The sequence below is a fragment of the Leucobacter coleopterorum genome (assembly GCF_011382985.1).
Classification (GTDB): domain Bacteria; phylum Actinomycetota; class Actinomycetes; order Actinomycetales; family Microbacteriaceae; genus Leucobacter; species Leucobacter coleopterorum.
Map to the genome: position 1 here is coordinate 1,673,396 of NZ_CP049933.1, position 20,808 is coordinate 1,694,203.

Here is a 20,808-nt window from a genome sequence, read left to right on the forward strand (position 1 = left end):
GCCAAGATTCCGTTACCAGCGACCGAGCGAGACGTTGAGCACAGCGAGAGCCGCTGGGCCCGCTGAAGAGGTGCGCAGCACCGTGTCTCCCAACACCAGGATCTCGGCTCCCGCTGCTTCGAGCGTATCGAGCTCGGCGTCCGATAAACCGCCTTCGGGACCAACAACAAGATAGATCGTGCCAGCGGTTGCCGGGGGCCTCCAGTCACTCAATGCTCGTGACCCCCGCGGGTGCAGTACAACGACGTGCGCGGCGTCGCTCGCGGCAAGTGTGCGCAGCCCGTCAAGAGCGAGCGGCTCCTGGACCACCGGGATCCTCGACCGCAACGACTGCTTCGACGCCTCACGAGCAATTCTCGCCCACTTAGCGACGCCTTTAGCTAACTTTTCGGGGCTGCTCCAGCGCGAAACAGAGCGCTCAGCCTGCCAGGGCACGAACCCGTCAACACCAAACTCGGTAGCTTGTTCGACGGCCCGCTCATCACGATCCCCCTTGGCGAGTGCCTGCACGAGAACAATTTGAGTCATGGGCTCAGGATCGTGCAGCACGCCTTCGAGTCGCACCACAAATGAGTCCTTGGCAACACTCTCCACCGTGCCTTCGCCAATCACTCCGACACCGTCACCGACCAGAATCTGCTCGCCCACACGCAAACGGCTCACACGCACCGCGTGTCGTGCCTCGTCTCCGATGATGGTCACGAGGGTGCCCTGATTCCAGTTCTCGGAACCGGTTCGCTCGGCGAAGTAGAGATTGGCCACGAGAGCCTAACCCTGACGGAAGAAGCGGTCGCGAATCTTGCCGAAGAAGCTCTGCTGAAACTCGCCCAGGTGTGGTGCCTCGTCTTTGCGAAGTGCAGCGAGTTGGCGAACCAGATCTTTCTCACGGTTCGACAGCTTCTCAGGCGTTGCGACTTGCACGGCAATCTTGAGGTCACCGCGATTTGTCGAGCGAAGCCCCTGAATTCCGCGCCCACGAATCGTAATGATGTCACCCGACTGGACTCCGGCCTCGACCTCGACCTTAACATCGCCGTCAAGCCCAGAAACTGTTGACTCCACACCCAGAATTGCGTCGGTCATTGAAACCTGCATGGTGCACAACAGGTCGTTGCCGTCGCGACTGAAGATGTCGTGGTGAGTGACCCTGAACTCGATGAACAGGTCGCCGTTGGGGCCACCACCGGGGCCGACCTCGCCGCCACCTCGCATCTGCATGCGCGTGCCTGTGTCGATACCGGAGGGAATATCTACCGGAAGTGTGCGGCGTTCACGCACACGCCCCTTCCCAGCGCACTCCACACACGGGTGCTCAATGACGGTGCCGTAGCCATGGCAGCTGCCGCAGGGGTGCATGGTCACAACATTGCCGAACAGCGAACGCACCTGACGCTGCACCTGCCCTTGACCGTTGCAGACGTCGCAGGTAACGGGCTGCGTGCCGGGCTGGCAGCAGCTTCCCTGACAGGCCCCACAGAGCACGGCGGTGTTAATCGACACCTCACGCTGCACACCAAAGATGACCTCTTCGAGACTGACATCAACACGGATCATGGCGTCGTCACCGCGCTCGGCGCGCGAGCGAGGACCGCGCTGGCCACCACCAAACCCGCCACCGCCAAAGAAGGTCTCAAAGATGTCGCCAAAGCCGCCCATGTCGGACTGGCCGCCACCCATGTCGTAGCGCTGGCGCTGCTCGGGATCGCTCAGCACATCGTACGCGTGGGTTACGCCTTTAAAACGTTCCGAGGCCTCTTCACTTGGGTTGACATCGGGGTGCAGCTCACGCGCTAAACGGCGATAGGCCTTCTTGATCTCTTCGGGTGTCGCCTCACGGGTCACGCCGAGGGTCTCGTAGTGGTCGGCCACTGGTTAGCTCCTCACAGGGTGGATGATTGGGTTGAGAAAGTGTGTTGGTGGCAAAGGATCTACTGATCCTCACCGAGTAAATGATTCAGGTATCTCGCAACCGCTCGCACGGTTGCGATGTTGCTCGCATAATCCATACGGACTGGACCCAGAACACCGAGGCGCGAAACGGAGGTTCCCTCTGCTTCGTAGCTAGAAGCAATCACCGATGTTGTTGCCAGGCCGTAGGGCTCGTTTTCGCGTCCAATTGAAGCAGAAACATCGCGCCCGTCTTGCACAAGCTCGTCAAAGAGCCGCAGTAGCGTGACTTGCTCTTCGATGGCTTCAAGCACGGAGCCAAGGGATCCCTCAAATTCTCCAAAACGCGAGAGGTTTGCGGCCCCGGCAATCGCAATACGATCACTGCGGTTCGCCTGCAACTGCGCGCTCACTACGGCAAGGACCTGGCTCACGAGCTCGGTTTCGCCTGGCTGAGCCCAAGCGTCGATGCTGCCCAGCAATTCTGCGATTCCAGCGGCAGCTGTATCAACATCTTGACCGACCGTTGCGCCGGCAATTCTGTCACGCAGCCCGCGGGCCCAGGCCTCAGTTACTCTCGCGGCTGGAAGCTGAGCAAGCTGCTGCTCAACGACTCCACTACCAAGAATAAGAACGCACAAAATTCGATCTTCAGCGACGGCGACCAGCTCAATGTGTCTCACCACCGTGCGCCGAAGCGACGGATACTGGGCGACGGCCACCTGGTTCGTGAGCTGGGAAAGTAGGCGAACAGTGCGCGACATGACGTCGTCGAGATCGGCCGATTCCCCAAGGAAACGTTCTATAGCTGCGCGTTGCGCCGAAGTGAGAGGACGAATTTTCGCGAGTGTGTCGACGTACAGGCGATAACCCTTGTCGGTCGGCACCCGCCCGAAGAAGTGTGGGGCTGCGCAATGAGCTCGTCTTCTTCAAGCAGAGCCATGTCGTTGCGGATCGTCGCGGCAGACACGCCAAAACTGTGCCGATCTACGATGGCTTTCGAACCAACTGGCTCATTCGATGAAACATAGTCACTCACGATTGCGTGGAGCACCGCGAGGCTTCGCTCAGAAACCACAGCAACTCCTTCCAACCCTTGCGAGCCACTTGGCACTCGACACTACTGAGTGCCAAGTCTAGCGCAGGGCGCACGCCTATTCTCTGCATATTCACTCAGTGGTTTCACCCAAGCAGTCGATGCACCACGGTGTCGGCGAGGAGGCGCCCGCGAAGCGTTGGCACGATCCTGCCGCGAATGGCAGCACGGCCATCAATCAATTCCTCAGCAATCAATTCCGGGATCGCGCGTCGCTCGTCGGTGGTGAGCACCTCTGCGGGAAGACCGTCAGCAATGCGGGTTTCTAAGAGCACTCGCTCGGCGCGTTTCGCCTCAGGCTGAAGCACTTCTCGCGCGTGGGCGGGTGAGATGCCCCGAGCAATACGCTCAGCATAAGCACGCGGGTGCTTGACGTTCCACCAGCGGACTCCCCGATATGGCTGTGTGCACCGGGTCCGGCAGCCCACCAGTCTTCGCCAGTCCAGTAGGCAAGGTTGTGTCGAGAACGCGCCTCGGGTGTACGCGACCAGTTGCTGATTTCGTACCAGTTCAACCCAGCGGCCTTGAACCGTGCGTCAGCGAGTTCGTACATCTCTGCGTGCAGATCTTCATCGGGCTCGCGCACCTGGCCGCGTCGAATCTGGGCAGCCAATTTGGTGCCCTGTTCCACGATCAGCGCGTAGGCAGAAATATGGTCCGGCTCGGTTGCGAGTGCGGCGTCGATCGAACGCTCCCAATCGGCGAGGCTCTCCCCGGTGTGCCATAGATCAGATCCACGCTCACTTGCAGCCCCGCTTTGCGAGCCCAGCGAGTTACGAGTGGAATACGTTCGGGTGAGTGTGTGCGATCGAGCGTACGCAGCACGTGCGGCACGGCAGACTGCATACCGAAACTCACTCGAGTAAATCCGGCCTCGGCAATAGAGTTTAAATAGTCCTCGTCAACCGAGTCGGGGTTAGCCTCGGTGGTCACCTCCGCACCGTCTACGAGACCCCATTCGCCATGAATATGATCGAGCATTACCGTTAGGTCGCGCGCTGGCAGCAACGTTGGTGTGCCCCCACCAAAAAACACCGTGGACACGGGCCGCTTGGGCAGTCCGGCATTACGAAGCACCCCGGCCCCAAAACTGAGTTCCCGCTGCACCTGCCCCGCATAGTCAGCCTGACGCGTTTCTCCGAGCTCACTCGCGGTGTAGGTGTTGAAATCGCAGTACCCGCAGCGTACCCGACAATAGGGCACGTGCACATACACACAGAAGCGGCGATCCTCGGCCCCCTCAAGCGCACTCAAGGGAAGCGCACCGTCTTCGGGCGCCGGGTCTCCCTCAGGAAGAACGCTGGGCACGATCCGCCGCTCCCGGAGCCAAAGCCCCAAGCTGAACCTTGGCTAGTTCTACCGCTTCGCGAACCAGCGCCTTCCCTTTCAGCCCAAGTAACCCGCTCCTCGGGAAGCAAGAAAGCCGCGCGCAACAGCCCACACCGTTTGATCCTCGCGAATCTCAACGGTGAATCGCTGCTCGCCCACGACCCCATCTTCGTCGCAAGTTCCCCAGGCAAAGCCCACGATCTGATCCTCTTCAACAGTGTAAACAACAAGCACGCTGCGTGGCGCCTGTCCGGCAACACTAAACACAGCCGAAGTACCTGGAACGATATAGGGCTCCCCGTCGGGGCCAAACTGTTCCTCGCGAACTCGGAGTCCCTGCGCGTGACCACTCTCATCAAATTCAGGCCCAACGTACGCCTCTTCAGATCCTCGAGCAATCTCACTCACCTCGATGCCAGCGCCGCGCTGAGCACCCCAGGTCATCAACAGGCTCGAAGCTGCAACAAACCGCTCTTGACCACTGCCAAGCTGCAGGGCCTCCGAGTACGACTCGGTACCCTCAGGAGGAAACCGCACGACATCGGCAAGCTTGGAGGCACCGACGGCAGCGTAAGTCACCGGCATTTCAACGTGACTGCTGCGCCGGTTGTTTTCGGTCGAACTCACTTCTTGGACGCGTCCTTACCCTCAACATCCCCGGAGAGGGCAGCGATGAAGGCTTCCTGAGGCACTTCGACCCGGCCAACCATCTTCATTCGCTTCTTGCCCTCTTTCTGCTTCTCGAGCAGCTTACGCTTACGACTAATGTCACCGCCATAGCACTTGGCAAGAACGTCTTTACGGATCGCGCGAATGCTCTCACGCGCGATGATTCTGGAACCGATCGCAGCCTGAATCGGCACCTCGAACTGCTGGCGCGGAATCAGCTTGCGCAAGCGCTCAGTCATCATAGTGCCGTAAGAATAGGCGTTGTCGCGGTGCACGATGGCACTGAAGGCATCGACTTGCTCTCCCTGCAGCAAGATGTCGACTTTTACGAGATCGGCCTCCTGCTCACCCATCGGCTCGTAATCGAGGCTCGCGTAGCCCTGAGTGCGGCTCTTAAGGTGATCGAAGAAGTCAAACACAATCTCGCCGAGTGGCATGCTGTAGCGCAACTCGACACGCTCGCCCAAGTACTCCATTCCCATGAGACTGCCGCGCCGGGACTGGCACAGCTCCATGATGGTGCCGACGTAGTCCTTCGGGGCGAGGATCGCGACGCGCACCACTGGCTCACGCACACTGGCGATCTTGCCGGTCGGATACTCTGACGGGTTAGTCACAGTGATCTCTTTTTTGTCTTCTGTCGTCACCTGGTAGATAACGCTCGGCGCAGTGGCAATGAGGTCGAGATCAAACTCCCGACGCAGACGCTCGGAGATAATCTCAAGGTGCAGCAATCCCAGGAAGCCGCAGCGGAAGCCAAAGCCGAGCGCCACCGAAGTCTCGGGTTCGTACTGCAGCGCCGCGTCAGAGAGCTTGAGCTTGTCAAGCGCCTCACGCAGCACGGGGTAGTCGGAGCCGTCAATCGGGTAGAGTCCCGAAAACACCATGGGTTTTGGATCCGTGTAGCCCGGAAGCGCCTCGGTCGCCGGCTTCATTTTGGTTGTGACGGTGTCGCCCACTTTTGACTGACGAACATCTTTCACGCCGGTGATGAGGTAGCCCACCTCACCAACAGCAAGACCCTTGGTTGGCTTTGGTTCCGGTGAGGAAACACCGATCTCAAGCGCCTCGTGCTCGGTACCCGTCGACATCATGAGAATACGCTCGCGCGGGCTGAGTTTGCCGTCGATCATACGAACGTAGGTGACAACACCGCGGTAGGAATCATAGACCGAGTCAAAGATCATGGCCCGAGCTGGCGCGTTTGCGTCGCCCTTCGGGCTGGCACTCGAGCAACAACACTGTCGAGCAGCTCTTCGACGCCCATACCAGTTTTACCCGAGACCTTCAAGATATCTTCGGGGTTACCGCCGATCAGATCGGCGATCTCACGAGAGACCCGCTCAGGGTCGGCCGCGGGCAGGTCAATCTTGTTGAGCACCGGGATGATCTCAAGATCATTTTCCATCGCGAGATACAGGTTCGCGAGCGTCTGAGCTTCGATCCCCTGCGCAGCATCAACGAGCAGGATCGCTCCCTCACACGCGGCGAGGGAGCGCGACACCTCGTAGCTGAAGTCGACGTGGCCCGGCGTATCGATCATGTTGAGGGCGTACGACTTGCCGTCGTGATCCCACCCCATGCGCACAGCCTGCGACTTAATGGTGATACCGCGCTCACGCTCGATGTCCATACGGTCGAGGTACTGGGCGCGCATTTCGCGATCAGGTACCGAACCGGTGATTTGCAACATGCGGTCGGCAAGGGTCGACTTACCATGATCGATGTGCGCGATGATGCAGAAGTTGCGGATCCTCTCGGGGTCAGTTGACGCCGGGATCTGTGGGTTTACGCTGCGTGGAGACATTGCCTGCCATTATCTCACTACTTCGCTGACCAGCCCATTCAGGCGCTCCGCGGTATCGATTTTGACACCCGAATTCAGAGAGTCAGGCCGAGAATATCGCGGGCCGCAGGTCTTTTGCAGCCGTCGCGTTGGCCCATGAATTCCTCACTAGCTCCGCCCCCAACAGGCCGTTCTCCCCCACCGAGTATGTCGCGGGACCGCGCGGTTTTGGCGACAGGTAATCTTTGAGGCCACTTCGCACCCGCACGATGCAAGAATCTGCTAAAGTTGATTCTTGGCTTGCGTGTGGATCACTCCACACACCCCGCAAGGTGCCCTCTACCCGCCGCGCGGAACATCCCGTTAAATACGTACACTTTAAGGACACAACCCAACGTGGCAAATATTAAGTCGCAGATCAAGCGCATTAAGACCAACGAAAAGGCAACCGAGCGCAACCGTGCTTACAAGAGCGAACTGCGCACCGTTATCCGCGCAGTACGCGAGGCCATCACCGCTGGCGACAAGGCAACTGCCGAGGCCAAGCTGAAGGTTGCAACGCGCAAGCTCGACAAGGCTGTTTCTAAGGGTGTCATTCACAAGAATCAGGCTGCAAACCGCAAGTCGAAGATTGCCGCGAAGGTCGCCGCCCTCTAGACTTTTGTCTTTAGCTTCACAGCCCCCGCTCATAAGGAGCGGGGGCTGTTTTGTTGGGTCTCTACTCACGCCCGAAAGCTACCGCTCCCGCCCCCTCCTGGCGATAAATAGCAGGTACTTCTCAAGTGCGTATTCAGGATCGCGGCTGCCACCCTTGAGTAACCACTCCGTTTCGGCGGCCATTTCGATGCAACGGGCAAGATCTTCTTCGCGCCATGCCCGTGCGTCTTTCACCGCGCGATCTGCCTGCCAGGGAGCCATACCAAGCTCTTTCGCGAGCTGGCCGCCGCTGCTCGTTGCACCGTAGGCACGGGCGATCCCCCGCATCTTAAAGTTGAGGGCTGCAAGCATTGGGATCGGATCGGTTCCGGTGGAAAACGCCTGACGCAACAGCACTAGTGCATCTGCACCTCGACCAGCGGTTGCGGCGTCTGCCACTTTGAAAGCGCTTGTTTCGACCCGCCCCTCGGTAGCGCGGTTCACATCGTCTTCATCGATTCTCGTGCCGATGTCTGACACCAGCTGTTCGCAAGCACCGGCGAGTTCGCCTAGACCGCCGGAGTACGCCGCCACGAGCATACGAACAGCGTTGGGGCTGATCTGAGCGCCGAGCCTGCGAAACTCCCCCTGCGCGAATGCCAGGCGATCCTGATCCTTCTTGACTTCAGCACAGACAAACTCAACACCATTTCCGCCACGAATCAGATCGAGCAGCGCTTTGCCGCGCACGCCACCACCGTGTCGCAACACAAGGGTCGTATCTTCGGCGGGCTGCGTGACGTACTTTTTTGCGTCTTCCAAGAATGCATCGGAGCACTTTTCAACACCATCCACGCGAATGAGTCTCGGTTCTGCAAAAAGTGATGGACTCGCAAAGGTGAACAGTTCACCTGCTGTGTATGAAGCGGCATCGATATCGTGCACCTCAAGATCGGCCTGCTGATGTCTGAGGGCTTCGCGAATTGACTGGCTCGCACGGTCAGCAAGAAATCCCTCTGGTCCCGAAATCAGGACCACGGGCGCAGGGTGCGCCTCGGTCCAGCTCAGTTGAGGGATCTTGGTCTTGGTGCTTCGTGCAGTTGCCACGCATTAACCCTACTGCTCACCTCCGACATCGGCGGGTGCCCGCACGCTCCAGGCCCGGATGTCTCCGTTCTTTTTGCTGAGCGCAATCGAACCCAGTTGGTCTGTGCGCAGTGCGGTGGTGCCCGCGTTTCGTAGGGCATCGAGAGCAGAGTCAGTTGGGTGTCCATAACGGTTCTCCTCACCCACCGATATGAGACCGATCTTCGCGTTGATCGCTGCGACCAATTGGGAATGCTGATCACGAGACCCGTGGTGTGCCACTTTAATGACGTCTGCCTCAAGACCAACACCGCTCGTGAGAAGCCTGCGGTGTTCTTGCTCACCGGTATCTCCAAGCAGTAGCGCCGAGATACCTCCCACCTCCACACGCATCACAATGCTCGCCGCGTTGGTGCTCAGGGGAACCTGATTCTGCTGCGGATAGAGCACTGTCCATTCGGCACCCCCGAGACTTCCTGAGAGTCCCTCGACCGCTACACGATAAGGAATGCCTTCGCGTTCCAGGTCTTGCAGGAGCCGCCGACTGTTGCGACCCGTGGCATCTTGATCTTCGTCACCATTGCCTACACTGGGCGGTGACACAATCGCGGCTTCGACGCGGTCGGCAATTGCGCTCAAGGCGCCAACATGGTCTGCGTCATCATGCGTAAGCACCAGGAGACTGATACGTTTTACGCTAAACCGGGTGAGGCACTCTTGAACGAGTTCTGGATCGTCGCCCGTGTCAACAAGAATTGTACTGTCGCGGCTCTCTGGGTCTCGCAGCAAAATTGCGTCACCCTGGCCCACATCACAGGCGACAATTGCCCAACCTCTCGGCGTGCTTGCGTGCTCAGCCGACGGCGTAATAAGAGTGGGGCCAAGAAAGACTCCGCTCGCCCCGCACATTAAAACTGCCACTGCGAGGCGCACCCCTCTCGGCGCACTTGGGCTCTGCTGCCAAGGACTCCTTGGTTTGGCGCGAACTGCCATTGGCGTTTTGAGTCGCCCCGTGTACAGTGCCCAAGCCAACACGGGAGCCGCCTGCACTGCAGTCAATAGGAGCGCCCCACCCCACCCCTCGGGCCAGGCCCACCGTGACAGCGGCAAATTTGCACAGATTTCGGCAGTAGCGGCAACCCACCGCGCCGATACGGCGCCGATTTGCATCAGCGTCATCCCAAGTGGCTCCGAAACCGGAAGCACCAGCATTGCCAGGAGCCCAAACCCCGTGCCCAGTGGTGCCGCTGGCGCAGCGATGACATTGGCCAGCACGCCCGCCATGGGAAGCCCCGGCTGCAAAAGCAAGAGCAACGGACCACACACAATTTGTGCGGCCAAGACCACGGCCAATGGAAGCGCGAGAAAGCGAGGTATTTTTAGTGTTCTGTTCAAACCTCTATGCAAGGTCGGCGCCGCCACCAAAATGCCACCCGTTGCAACGACCGAGAGCGCAAAGCCAGGCTGCAACGCCTGCCAAGGATCAATCGAGAGAAGCAGCAATACCGCCGCCCCTAAACTCGGCAGAGCATGAGCCTGTTTTCCGCCGTATCCAGAAATCAACACCACGGCGGCCATGATGGCCGCACGCTGCACACTCGGGTCCGGCCCGACTAAAAACACAAACCCGGTAAGTGCGAGGACCGCCAACACACTCCGAACACGCCTTCCTGCTCCCAGCATTGAGCTGACCCAGAGGACCGAACTTGTCGCAAGCGCGCAGTTCGAACCGGATACGGCTGTCAGGTGTGTAAGTGAACTCTCTAGCATTTGGTCTCGTAGTTCTTCGCTAACGAGTGATGTATCGCCGACGGCAAACCCAGGCAGAAGTTCAGCCCCTCGAAATTGTCGTGTTGCGTCGCGAAGCCTCAAGCGAAGTTCACTCGCTGCTTCTCCTGCGCGCTCCGCAATCGAACGTCTCTCGGGTTTAAGTGGGTTTGCGCCTGCAGCGTCACCAACTGTGATTCCAAATGCCGCTGAAGATCCCGCCTCCAGTAGCTCTGCCTGGCCGGCGATCTGAAGCGTCGCACCCGGAACCCAGCGCTGATCTGGCTTCCCATCGAGCCACAGCAAAACTGGAATGTCGCCGCGCCCTGCATGCAATCTCGCGCGTACCCAAAAGCGTTCGCCGAACCCTTTTGATGTGTCCGCCGTAAACCTGACAACGGTCACACACATCTGAAGTTGCTTGTTTTGCGCTGCTGAGGCCACAATGACAGGATCGGCTCTGCGCCACTCACCAACATCGATCTGAACGCCAAGCGTCACCAATGTGGCGCAGGAAATTGCAACCAAACCCCATGGCGCGCTCCATCTACTATGCCGTGATCGATGTGTCCCTCGAACCCGCAAGCCCCTCAGTGCTGCGAGGACCACCACGACTCCCATCACCGCAAATACGATCCACACCCATCGACCGGTTCCCGGAATCGTCACGGCCCAAGCAGTCACTGCCCACCCCAGTAGGGCCGGCGCAAGTAGCCGCCAGTTCCCAGGAGGTGACGAATTCACACCGTAACCCGTTCACGAAGGCCTTCAAAGGTCTTTGTACCGACGCCTGACACCTCCATGAGCTCATCGACACTGGTGAAGGACCCGTTTGCCTGGCGCCAATCGAGAATTCGCTGGGCAAGCGCCGGGCCAATTCTCGGCAGCGTTTCGAGAAGTGCGGCATCAGCCGTGTTGATGTTGACAAGAGGGCTCACAGAGCCGTGGGATTCACCTACCGATCCGGATATCTCGAGGGGCTGGGAAGCCGACAACCCCGCTGCTGCCTGCTCAGCATTCGGCACCAACAGTTGCTCACCGTCGGTCACACTTCTTGCGAGGTTTACCGCTTCCAACGAAGCTAAGGAGGTCGCGCCACCCGCTGCTTTGATTGCCTCAGCAACCCGAGTGCCTGCTGTAAGTTCAACCACACCCGGGTTCGCCACTTCTCCGACGATGTGCACGAAGATCTTGTCGTTAGGCGTTTGTGCGTTATTTGTCCCTTCCGACGGTGCCCCATCATCGCCGCCGTCCCTCGAAGGTCCATGAGATTGCGCAGGGTTCCCAGTTCTTTGCTCGCCTTCACTCACTGCCAACGCTGCCGGAGTATCGATAGCAGCGCCACTCTGAAGCATGGTCATAATGATTGCAATGATGACAGCCACAACAAACACCGCGGCACCAGCAAAAGCCGGCACTGATACTGCCTTCATTATTCGCTTGCGCAGAGTAACCTCTGGATGCCATTCAAGCGCTTCCGCTCGTGCAGCCCCGTCACCCACGGTTCTGGCGGCCAAACGCCCCTGCCATGCTCCCCTGTTGAGCACAGATTCTGAGGTCAGCGAAGCCTTCGGGGGCGACTCCGAAATGAGCGATTCAAAGTCAGGGTCAGCAGGGGCCTGGTCATCTGTAATGGAGAACATGCACATACGCTAGACCGCGTACGCAGGCCCTCATTCACAAACCTGATGAATGTGGATGAGTCAGGCCAATCTCAGCAAAGTTGGATCGTTGTGAGCGAACCCTCTACGCAGGTTTGGTCGCGATGCTGACGATCTTCGGAAGCCTGACGATCACGTTGACGACTTGACGATCACCAATCGAGCGCTGCACCGCCTGCGACGCGCGCGCTGCAGCTTCGGCTTCTGCATCAGTTACTGAGGCAGAAAGCGTCAGCCGATCCCGAACCTTACCGTCGACCTGCACAACCATGGTGATCTCGTCCTCGACAAGCAACGAGGGATCGGCCACGGGCCACTCGACCAAAGCAACAGTCGCCTCGTGGCCGAGCTTTGCCCACATATCCTCAGCAGCATATGGAGCGAACAACGACAGAATCACAGCAATCGCCTCGGCAGATTCACGCACGGCAGGATCTGCTGCCCCGGCACCAGAATCGATTGTCTTGCGAGTGAAGTTCACCTGATCCATTAGGCGAGCAACCACCACATTGAACTTATAGGACTCGATAAGACCCGGTGCATCCGCCAGCAGGTGGTGTGTGTGCTTACGCAGCGCCTTGTCGCCATCGGCGAACGAAACACCAACTGCAGCACCAGAAGTTTCCACATCGTCGGCGATTCGCCATGCCCTCGCCAAGAACTTCGCCGAACCCTGCACCGAAACATCAGCCCAGTCAATGTCGTCTTCGGGAGGACCAGCGAACGCAAGCGTCACGCGGAGGGCGTCAGCGCCGTGCGCTTCAAGTTCCGAAGCAAACTCAACGAGATTGCCCTTCGATTTCGACATCTTGGCACCGTCGAGCAGCACCATGCCCTGGTTCAGCATCTCCATGAACGGCTCTTCGAAATCAATGTACCCGAGGTCGTGCATCACCTTCGTGATGAACCGCGAGTAAAGCAGGTGCAGGATCGCGTGCTCAACACCCCCCACGTACTGATCAACCGGTGCCCACTTTTTGGCGGCCGCCGGGTCAAACGCCTGCGCGTCGTCGTTCGCGGAAAGGAACCGGAAGAAGTACCACGAGCTATCGACGAAGGTGTCCATGGTGTCGGGATCGCGCCGCAGCTCAGCACCGGTTGCGGGGTCAATGACGGTCGACCACTCCTCAGCACCGCCCAGCGGCGAAGTACCCTTTGGCTTGAGATCGAGCCCCTCGGTCGACGGCAGTACAACCGGCAGTGCAGCTTCAGGCACCGGCTGCATCGAACCGTCCTGGGCGTGCAAGATCGGAATCGGAGTTCCCCAGTATCGCTGGCGCGAGATCAGCCAGTCGCGTAGGCGGTAGGTTGTCGCTGCACGGCCCGTACCGCGGGACTCTAGCACCTCAACAGCGCGGGCGATCGCGGCGTCCTTGGCGAGGCCGTCAAGCTCACCCGAGTTCACGAGCGTGCCATCACCCGTCGTAGCAACACCGCTCGAAGCAGGATCGGGCAGCGAAACGCCGTTCTCATCGAGCACGTCAACAACAACCCGCACCGCGAGGCCGAACTTCAGTGCGAAGTCAAGGTCGCGCTGGTCGTGCGCGGGTACCGCCATGATTGCGCCGTGGCCATAATCAGCCAACACATAGTCGGATGCCCAAACGGGAATACGCTCGCCGTTCACGGGGTTCACGGCAAAGTGATCGAGAAAGACACCCGTCTTCTCGCGGTCAGCGTTCTGCCGCTCAATCTCAGTCTGCTTCTGCGTCTGCTCTAAGTATGCTTGGAACTGCATGCGCACATCGGATGACGCACCAGCGGCCAATTCAGCCGCCAGATCAGAGTCTGGGGCAACAACCATAAACGTCGCACCGTGCAGCGTGTCAGGCCGCGTGGTAAACACGGGCACCTTTTCGTCGCGCCCCTCGATCTCAAACTCAACCTCGGCACCGCGCGATCGTCCGATCCAGTTGCGCTGCATGTTCAGCACCTTGGTCGGCCACTTGCCCTCAAGCTGATCGAGATCGTCAAGCAGGCGATCCGCGTAGTCCGTGATGCGGAAGTACCACTGCGTCAGTTTCTTCTTGACGACCACCGCACCTGAGCGCTCGGAGGTGCCGTCAGAAAGCACCTGCTCGTTTGCGAGCACGGTCTGGTCTACCGGATCCCAGTTGACCCAGCTGGCCTTGCGATACGCGAGGCCCTTCTCGTACATCTTCAAGAAGATCCACTGGTTCCACTTGTAGTACTCGGGGTCACTCGTGTGCAGCACACGGCTCCAGTCGAAGGACGGAGCGTACAGGCGAAACGACGCCTTCTGCTGCGCGATATTCGCGTAGGTCCACTCACGCGGGTCAACGCCACGCTTAATAGCCGCGTTCTCAGCGGGTAACCCGAATGAGTCCCAACCGATCGGGTGCAGCACGTCGTAACCGCGACCGCGCCAGTAGCGTGCAAGCACGTCTCCGAAGCAGAACGCCTCGGCATGCCCCATGTGCAGATCGCCCGAGGGGTAAGGGAACATGTCGAGCACATACTTCGTAGGCTTCGCAGTTTCCTGTTCGGAGACCTCAAAAGGCTTCAGCTGATCCCACACGGGAAGCCAGCGATCCTGAATCGCCTGAAAGTCGTAGCCCTCGGACTCGCGCCCCTGCTGCTCAGTCACACACACCTCATTTTGGTTCGGGATCGCGCCGCTCTAGCGGGCACGCACACATCCCTTAAGAATACCGTGCTCGGCTACCTAACGCTTACGCGCCAGGCCGTGCAGACGAACCTGCGAGCGAAGCGAACAGCGAGGCCGCCTTCAGATGTTTCTCCAGCAACTCGGCCTTAGGAATCGAATCCACGGTGATCCCTCCACCTGCCCCGATCCGGGCTTCTCGAAAGCGATGCGTCGCAGCCTCGCAGTGTCGCGTCTCAACCTCACGCAGCTCGATTCCACGAATCGTCATAGCGAGTTCCGTATTACCACCACCGATCCACCCAAAACACCCGGAATAGAGCCCACGCGGCCCACTTTCTAGCTCAGCAAGAATCTGGACCGCGCGTCGTTTGGGTGTACCCGTCATAGATCCCCGGGGAAGCACGCCAGGATCACGTCGCAGGCGGAAAGGCCTGCCTGCAATTCTCCCGAGACGGTGCTCACAAGTTGGTGGACATGCGGGTGGGTTTCAACACGCCGAAAGTCATCAACTCGCACGCTCTTGGGCATGCACACCCGGCTGAGGTCATTGCGCATAAGATCCACAATCATCAGATTTTCGGCGAGTTCTTTGGGGTCATTAGCGAGCTCGTCTGCGTAGTCACGGTCACTGGCAGGATCACTACCGCGTGGTCGCGTCCCCTTAATCGGATGGGTCGCGACCGTACCGCCTTGCACGCTCAGAAAGCGCTCGGGACTGGCAGAAACGAGGGCGCGATCCCCCGTGACAATTACACCACCGCGAATGGCTGCACCGTGCTCGCGCAGCCGGAGGTAGAGTTCAAGTGGGTCGAACTCACCGCGCAAGGTTGCGGTGTCGGTGAGGCAAAGCACATAGGCATCACCCTCGGCGATCGCCAGTTTGGCCCGCTCGATCTGCGCACGGTAGACAGTGTCTGTATGTCTCCAGCCGTCGTCATGCTGCAGGAACTTGCGGCTCGTAACATCTCCCTCGTATGTGTCGGGTTCAGTTCTTTTCACCGGACGAGATTCATATGCCCCTGCCCCAAGCACACCCACGAACCGCAACAGCCAGGCGTCAAGTGCTGCTTCGCTCGGCCCGCGTAGTTCGGCGCGGCCCTCGGCCTCATTAACCGCCAAAACCGTGTCGATGCGTAACGCAAAACCAGGCGCGGCCTCGTCTGGTTCAGGTTCAAGACCTAGAAGCGCCACCCCAAACTCGTAGCCGAGAGAAAGAACCCAACCGCCGAAAAAGCCGTTCCCTTTCGGCTCGTTCTCCGTGTATAAAGAGCTCAAAAATTCCCGTTCGTGGCCTCGTTCCGCAACGCGCACCTCCGAGGCAGCACCCAAATAGCTCCAGCCACCGTCAGCTTCACCGTCAAGCCAGCACCAGCCTTCCGAGGCACCGCAGACGACAGCAAGCTTCTGCACCATTGCGGAGGTGTTAAAGGTAAACGGAATCTGCCGTACGACGGCCTGTCTTTTATCCTCCACGCTCACTCTGCCAGCGTAGTCGCGGTGATACGCTCGCGGCATGGAGAACCGCACCATCACCGAGACCTTTTCGCAAACAGCTGAGTGGTGCGCCGATACTGTTTCACAGGTGCCAAGCTCCGCGTGGAGCGCACACGGCCTTGGTGAGTGGGATCTGCGGGCTCTCGTTGGCCACACAAGTCGTGCGCTCTCGACCGTAACACGAGCGATTACGACACCCGCCGCTACAATCGAGCTCGAGTCAGCCGAGGCCTACTTTCAAACGGCGTCATTGATTTCTGGGACCGATCCAAACGCGGTTCGGGATCGCGGAATCGCTGCGGGCGACGAGCTGGGTGATGATCCCGCTACTCAGTTCCGAACAGTACTCGAGGCCGCCCTGGCATCGATACGGTCGGTCGACAACCCGATTGTCACCTCAGTCGCGGGAGCAATGACTCTCAGCCAGTATTTACGCACACGTGTGTTTGAACTCGTTGTGCACGGCCTCGACATTCAGACAGCACTTACACCGACCTCACTCGACGCAATAACCCCGCCTCCAGAAGCAGCCCTCCGCGAAGCACTGACGATCACCCAAAATTTAGCGATACTTCGAGGCGATGGCCAGCAACTACTATTTACCCTGACCGGTCGAAAATCACTCCCAGCAAACTACTCGGTGCTTGCGTGAGCGAGCAACAGTCCTCGCTGCTCGTCGCCGACTCCTTTCGGGTGCGGATGAACCAAATCACGGGCCAGGCGGAGGTGCGTGGCTGGCACAAGCATCTGAATCGTTTTCGAAAGGGAGTGCATGATGCCTGCCCGGAGTTGGATCAGTCCGTTGTGGAGGCGTTCCTCGCCGAAGCCGCGCGTGCGATCCAAGATTACGGAGAGGGGTTTCCACGCCTTGAGCTCTGGCAGGAGACGAACCAGACCCCGTGGTTGTCCTTCAGCCTGCGTCCACTGCCGGTGCTCACGACAGAACTTGAGTTGCGCACCGCCGCTGGAGTTGTGCTCGAAAACCCCACTCGCAAGGGACCAAATATCGCCTGCCTCACAGCCCTCAATCACAGACTCGGCGCGGAAGCACTTCTGGCAGATCCGTCCGGCTGCGTTATAGAGGGCGCAACAACAAGCCTCATCTGGTGGGACACCGTGAGCCAACGCGGTCACGTTGTGCAGAGCACGAATAATCGTGTCGCTTCAGTCACCGAGCAGCTCCTTGCGAACGAGGTGGCGCTCACACCGAGCCGCATTCCGCCAGGAAGCCTCACTGGACACGAGGTTTGGGCACTAAATGCGCTCCATGGCATCCGTGTGGTTACGGCGATCGACAGCATACCCACGCAGAAGCCCAACACCAGACGCCTCGAAATCTACACGGATGCGCTCAACCGTTACTGGCAACCGGTGTTGGCAGCATAAGCCGGGAACTGTCTATGCCAGCCGGAATCTCCGTGTGAGTGATGAGCACAACCGCACGGTCCGCGGGGACCGCACCCAGCAGATCCGTGAGCAGTTTGTCGGCGAGTTCCCGGTCGACTCCCGCGGTTGGCTCGTCAAGTACGACCAGTGGAAAATCAGCGATCAGTGCTCGTGCCAGCGCGATCCGCTGAGCCTGTCCGCCCGAAACGAGCGCACCGTGCTCGCCTACACGCGCATCAAGGCCACCACGCTCTCGAGTCCAATCACCCAAGCCGACACGATCTAACACGGCCATGAGGTCTGCATCACTCGCCGTGTCACACGCAAACTTCAAGTTCTGACGCAGATCCGCATCGAACAGGTGCGGCGTCTGTTCACAGAGGCCAACGACCTCGCGCAGTGCTCGACCAGAAAGAGAGCGGGCTTCGACCCCCCGCAATCGATAGCTGCCGCGGTACTCCAGGAAACGCGCGAGGACCAGGGCGAGTGTGCTCTTTCCAGCACCACTCTCCCCTGTCACGATAAGGACCTCCCCCTGCCTTAGCTCGAAGCTGACGTCTGAAAAGGCGTCGTGTGCGGCGCCAGGGTGCCGGGCAGAAAGCCCACTCACCGCAAGCAGCGGAGCTGCGGAATCGAACGACGCGTCCGCAGCAGAGTCGCTAAGCCCCGGGACATCGATGGGGATCTCCGCGGGGATCGTTTCTTCGGTAAGAGACGCGACACGATCAGCACTCGCTCGAACAGTGCGCCGTGCCGCCATCGCTGCTGGAAACTGCGCAAACACTTCAAACACTGCGGCGGGAACAACCACGATGGCTCCAAATAGCGCAGTGGTCATTGAGTCGCCGAGTCTGGGCAACAACACCATCAGCACCAACAAGGAAGCTGATCCCGAGGCCAGAGCCAGGATCGCCCCAGTCAAGCCTGCAGCACGGCTGCGGTGTGTCTGCACTCGCGCGAGCCGATCCTCACACGCTGCGATGCGTGCCCGCTGCACGTCAAGCGCGCCAAATGCCGCCAACACCTCAGAGGCAGCAAAGCGTTCAAGCAGCGCGTCAACGAGTGACGCTCGAGCATCACTCAATTCTCGGTCGCTGGCACCCGCGATCCTGTTGGCAAGCCACACAGATAACAGTCCGCCCAAGCCTACAAAAGCTGCGAGCACCAGCGCAGCAGGGATGGACGCGAGCCCAACCAAGATCAAGCTCAGACCAACAACAACCGCGCTCACAATAATCGGCTGTCTGACCCTCAACGGCTCATCTTGCAGCTGATCAACGTCATCAACAAACGCTGCGAGCACCTCACCGCGACGCCGACTTTCAATTGCGCCGGGAACCCGAGGCACAAGCGCTTCGAACGTTGCGGCCCGAAGCTTCGCAAGTTGCCCAAGCGCGGCATCGTGGCTCAGTAGACGTTCGGTGTAGCGAAGGGAGGCGCGACCAATCGCAAGCGCACGCACCCCGACGATTGCAAAGGTGAGATGCAGAATCGGTGGCTGATCCCCCGCTCGCACAATGAGCCACATGCTGAGCGCAAGCAGTCCAACGACACATGCGTCTGCGAGCACACCAAGACTCAGCCCAGGAAACCTGCGACGAGCACTCGGCACCGCGCGTTGTAAGACAGCTTGCCGGGCGCTTTCTTTATCCTTCAGGTTTACGCTCATGATGCCACCCACGACTTTGCGGCGGCGACTCTCACAACTCGATCGGCAGCCTCGAGCACTCCAGGCCGGTGACTCACTACCAGCACAGCACGGCCCGCAGCAGCCTCAGCCCGCAGTGTTTCGCAAACCACGGCCTCACTTGCGGCGTCGAGTGCGGATGTTGGCTCGTCAAGAAGCAAACCACCCACGTCATGACGCCAGGCACGATATAGACAGCGCGCGATACTTACTCGCTGCGCCTGGCCTCCCGAGAGCCCAGCGCCAGATGCTCCAAGAACGGTTGCTGGGTCAAATGCTGGCAGTGCCGCTGCTGAAAGCGCACGAGAGATCAGCTCGGGATCGGGCTCAGGATCGCCAAGCGCCACATTGCTCGCCACCGTTCCCTGCAGAAGCCCAGCCTGCTGCCCTACCCAGGCGACCTCAGCAGGACGAGAAACATGACCTGCGCTCTGTGCCACGAATCCAAGCAGCGTCGAGAGCAGCGTTGACTTACCTGAGCCAGAAGGACCGGCCAGCGCAACAACCTCTCCTGGAACAACTTCGAAACTCACCGGCTCAACGATAGAGCGGTCACCTCGCTTGATCTCCACTCGGTCAAAGTGGATGCCGCGAGAAGTGCTGAGTTCCGAAGAGAGCGCGGGCGCGGGATCCCGCTCAATAAGCGCGAACACCTCGGCAGACGCGGAGAGTCCCTCGGTCGAGGCATGGAAAGCAGCACCCACCTGCCGGATTGGAATAAATATCTCTGGCAGCAGCAACAGCACAAACAGTCCGAGAGCAAGCGGAAACTCTCCGTTCACGAGCCGCGTGCCGACGGTCACTGCAACAAGCGCAATCGAGAATGTTCCCGCGAGATCGAGCACAAAGCCCGAGAGGAACGTCACTCGCAAAACCTTCATGGTGCGCGAGCGATACCCCTCCGTCTCGCGAGCAATACGCTCGGTTTGACGCTGTTCACGCCCGAAAATCTTGAGGGTCGTGAGCCCCGATACAACGTCTAAGAACGACGCCGACAGGTGCTGCAACTGCGACCACTGACGATCCTGCACGGCTTGCGTGGCGAGCCCGATAAGAATCATGAAGAGCGGAATCACGGGGAAGACAATGAGCACCGTGACCGCGCTAACCGGGTCCGCGAGAAACACAGCGATAATCAGCAACGGTGTAGCGATGACGGTCAAGATCAACTGCGGCACGTACCCCGAAAAGTATCCGTCGAGGGCATCGAGTCCACGCCCCAGTGAGGTCGCGAGCTCTGCATCAGATTTGCCATCGCCGCGCTCAGGGGATCCAGCATCGAACTTGCTCAGTGCAGCGTCACGCAGCTGAGCCTTGACTCGCACGGCCCCACGCGCAGCGACAACGTCCATGCCCCAAGCCGAGAATGAGCGCAGGATCAGCGCGCCAGTAGCAACGAGCGCCAGCCACGGCAGATCCGCGGTTGCAAAGCCACCCTCGCTCACAGGGCCCGTAGGATTCCCGATGACCGGCAGCACGGCTGCCGTGATCATTTGGGCAAGACTCCACGACCACGCCACAATGGCAACGGTTCGCAGCAAGCCCAATAGCGCTCCAAGAGCAAAGACTCCGCGGGCCGCCCTCGCATAGCGCAGCAGCCTCGGATCGAGCGGCTTCATTCGGATCCCCTTTTATGGACGAAAAAACCTGGGCCCGTCCCGAAACGGAAGGGGCCCAGGTTCTAATCTATCGCAG

At 59.5% G+C, this 20,808-nt stretch carries 12 protein-coding genes and 4 pseudogenes; 3 read left to right on the forward strand and 13 right to left on the reverse strand.

Going from position 1 to position 20,808, the window contains the following annotated elements:
- Positions 1 to 12: 12 nt before the first annotated feature.
- The 6 genes and pseudogenes from G7066_RS07840 to lepA form a co-directional block, all read right to left on the reverse strand.
- Entirely contained in the window at positions 13 to 762 is a 750-nt protein-coding gene (locus tag G7066_RS07840; protein ID WP_166330244.1) for a 16S rRNA (uracil(1498)-N(3))-methyltransferase, read from the reverse strand.
- Positions 763 to 768: 6 nt separating this feature from the next.
- Positions 769 to 1,869: a molecular chaperone DnaJ gene (gene dnaJ / locus G7066_RS07845; RefSeq protein WP_166330247.1), complete on the reverse strand. Its 1,101-nt coding sequence runs from the start codon at positions 1,867 to 1,869 to the stop codon at positions 769 to 771.
- A gap of 59 nt (positions 1,870 to 1,928) precedes the next feature.
- Positions 1,929 to 2,965: pseudogene (gene hrcA / locus G7066_RS07850) on the reverse strand (heat-inducible transcriptional repressor HrcA).
- Between the two features lie 104 nt (positions 2,966 to 3,069).
- Positions 3,070 to 4,291 (reverse strand): annotated as a pseudogene (gene hemW / locus G7066_RS07855) (radical SAM family heme chaperone HemW).
- A 78-nt stretch (positions 4,292 to 4,369) separates the two neighbouring features.
- The gene (locus G7066_RS07860) at positions 4,370 to 4,939 is read right to left on the reverse strand and encodes a DUF1990 family protein (RefSeq protein WP_166330249.1); all 570 of its coding nucleotides are present in this window, start codon (positions 4,937 to 4,939) and stop codon (positions 4,370 to 4,372) included.
- Positions 4,936 to 6,788 (reverse strand): annotated as a pseudogene (gene lepA / locus G7066_RS07865) (translation elongation factor 4). Before lepA ends, G7066_RS07860 begins: the two are co-directional and overlap by 4 nt.
- A gap of 375 nt (positions 6,789 to 7,163) precedes the next feature.
- Between lepA and rpsT the strand changes: the two are divergent.
- Positions 7,164 to 7,424, forward strand: coding sequence for a 30S ribosomal protein S20 (rpsT, locus tag G7066_RS07870; RefSeq protein ID WP_166288121.1), 261 nt, complete (start codon positions 7,164 to 7,166; stop codon positions 7,422 to 7,424).
- A 78-nt stretch (positions 7,425 to 7,502) separates the two neighbouring features.
- Here the strand turns inward: rpsT and holA are convergent, their stop codons facing one another.
- The 5 genes and pseudogenes from holA to G7066_RS07900 all read right to left on the reverse strand — a co-directional run bounded on the left by holA (position 7,503) and on the right by G7066_RS07900 (position 16,076).
- Entirely contained in the window at positions 7,503 to 8,510 is a 1,008-nt protein-coding gene (gene holA / locus G7066_RS07875) for a DNA polymerase III subunit delta (protein WP_166330251.1), read from the reverse strand.
- A gap of 9 nt (positions 8,511 to 8,519) precedes the next feature.
- The gene (locus tag G7066_RS07880; RefSeq protein WP_244302818.1) at positions 8,520 to 10,757 is read right to left on the reverse strand and encodes a ComEC/Rec2 family competence protein; all 2,238 of its coding nucleotides are present in this window, start codon (positions 10,755 to 10,757) and stop codon (positions 8,520 to 8,522) included.
- Between the two features lie 239 nt (positions 10,758 to 10,996).
- On the reverse strand, positions 10,997 to 11,899 hold the full coding sequence (locus G7066_RS07885; RefSeq protein ID WP_166330253.1) for a ComEA family DNA-binding protein: 903 nt from the start codon (positions 11,897 to 11,899) through the stop codon (positions 10,997 to 10,999).
- Positions 11,900 to 12,002: 103 nt separating this feature from the next.
- Positions 12,003 to 14,525, reverse strand: a complete 2,523-nt coding sequence (gene leuS / locus G7066_RS07890) for a leucine--tRNA ligase (RefSeq protein ID WP_166330255.1) — start codon at positions 14,523 to 14,525, stop codon at positions 12,003 to 12,005.
- Between the two features lie 85 nt (positions 14,526 to 14,610).
- Positions 14,611 to 16,076 (reverse strand): annotated as a pseudogene (locus G7066_RS07900) (anthranilate synthase component I family protein).
- Here G7066_RS07900 and G7066_RS07905 point away from each other — a divergent pair.
- Both G7066_RS07905 and G7066_RS07910 read left to right on the forward strand, forming a co-directional pair.
- Complete coding sequence (locus tag G7066_RS07905) at positions 16,060 to 16,692, forward strand: maleylpyruvate isomerase N-terminal domain-containing protein (protein ID WP_166330261.1); 633 nt, start codon at positions 16,060 to 16,062, stop codon at positions 16,690 to 16,692. The pseudogene G7066_RS07900 and the gene G7066_RS07905 sit on opposite strands and share 17 nt — an antisense overlap.
- Positions 16,689 to 17,426, forward strand: coding sequence for an aminotransferase class IV (locus G7066_RS07910; protein WP_166330263.1), 738 nt, complete (start codon positions 16,689 to 16,691; stop codon positions 17,424 to 17,426). The genes G7066_RS07905 and G7066_RS07910 overlap by 4 nt, the downstream gene beginning before the upstream one ends.
- Here the strand turns inward: G7066_RS07910 and cydC are convergent.
- A complete protein-coding gene (gene cydC, locus G7066_RS07915; protein WP_166330265.1) occupies positions 17,392 to 19,095 on the reverse strand; it encodes a thiol reductant ABC exporter subunit CydC in 1,704 nt (567 codons plus the stop codon). The genes G7066_RS07910 and cydC overlap by 35 nt on opposite strands.
- Positions 19,092 to 20,732, reverse strand: a complete 1,641-nt coding sequence (gene cydD, locus G7066_RS07920) for a thiol reductant ABC exporter subunit CydD (RefSeq protein ID WP_166330267.1) — start codon at positions 20,730 to 20,732, stop codon at positions 19,092 to 19,094. Before cydD ends, cydC begins: the two co-directional genes overlap by 4 nt.
- Between the last annotated feature and the right edge of the window lie 76 nt (positions 20,733 to 20,808).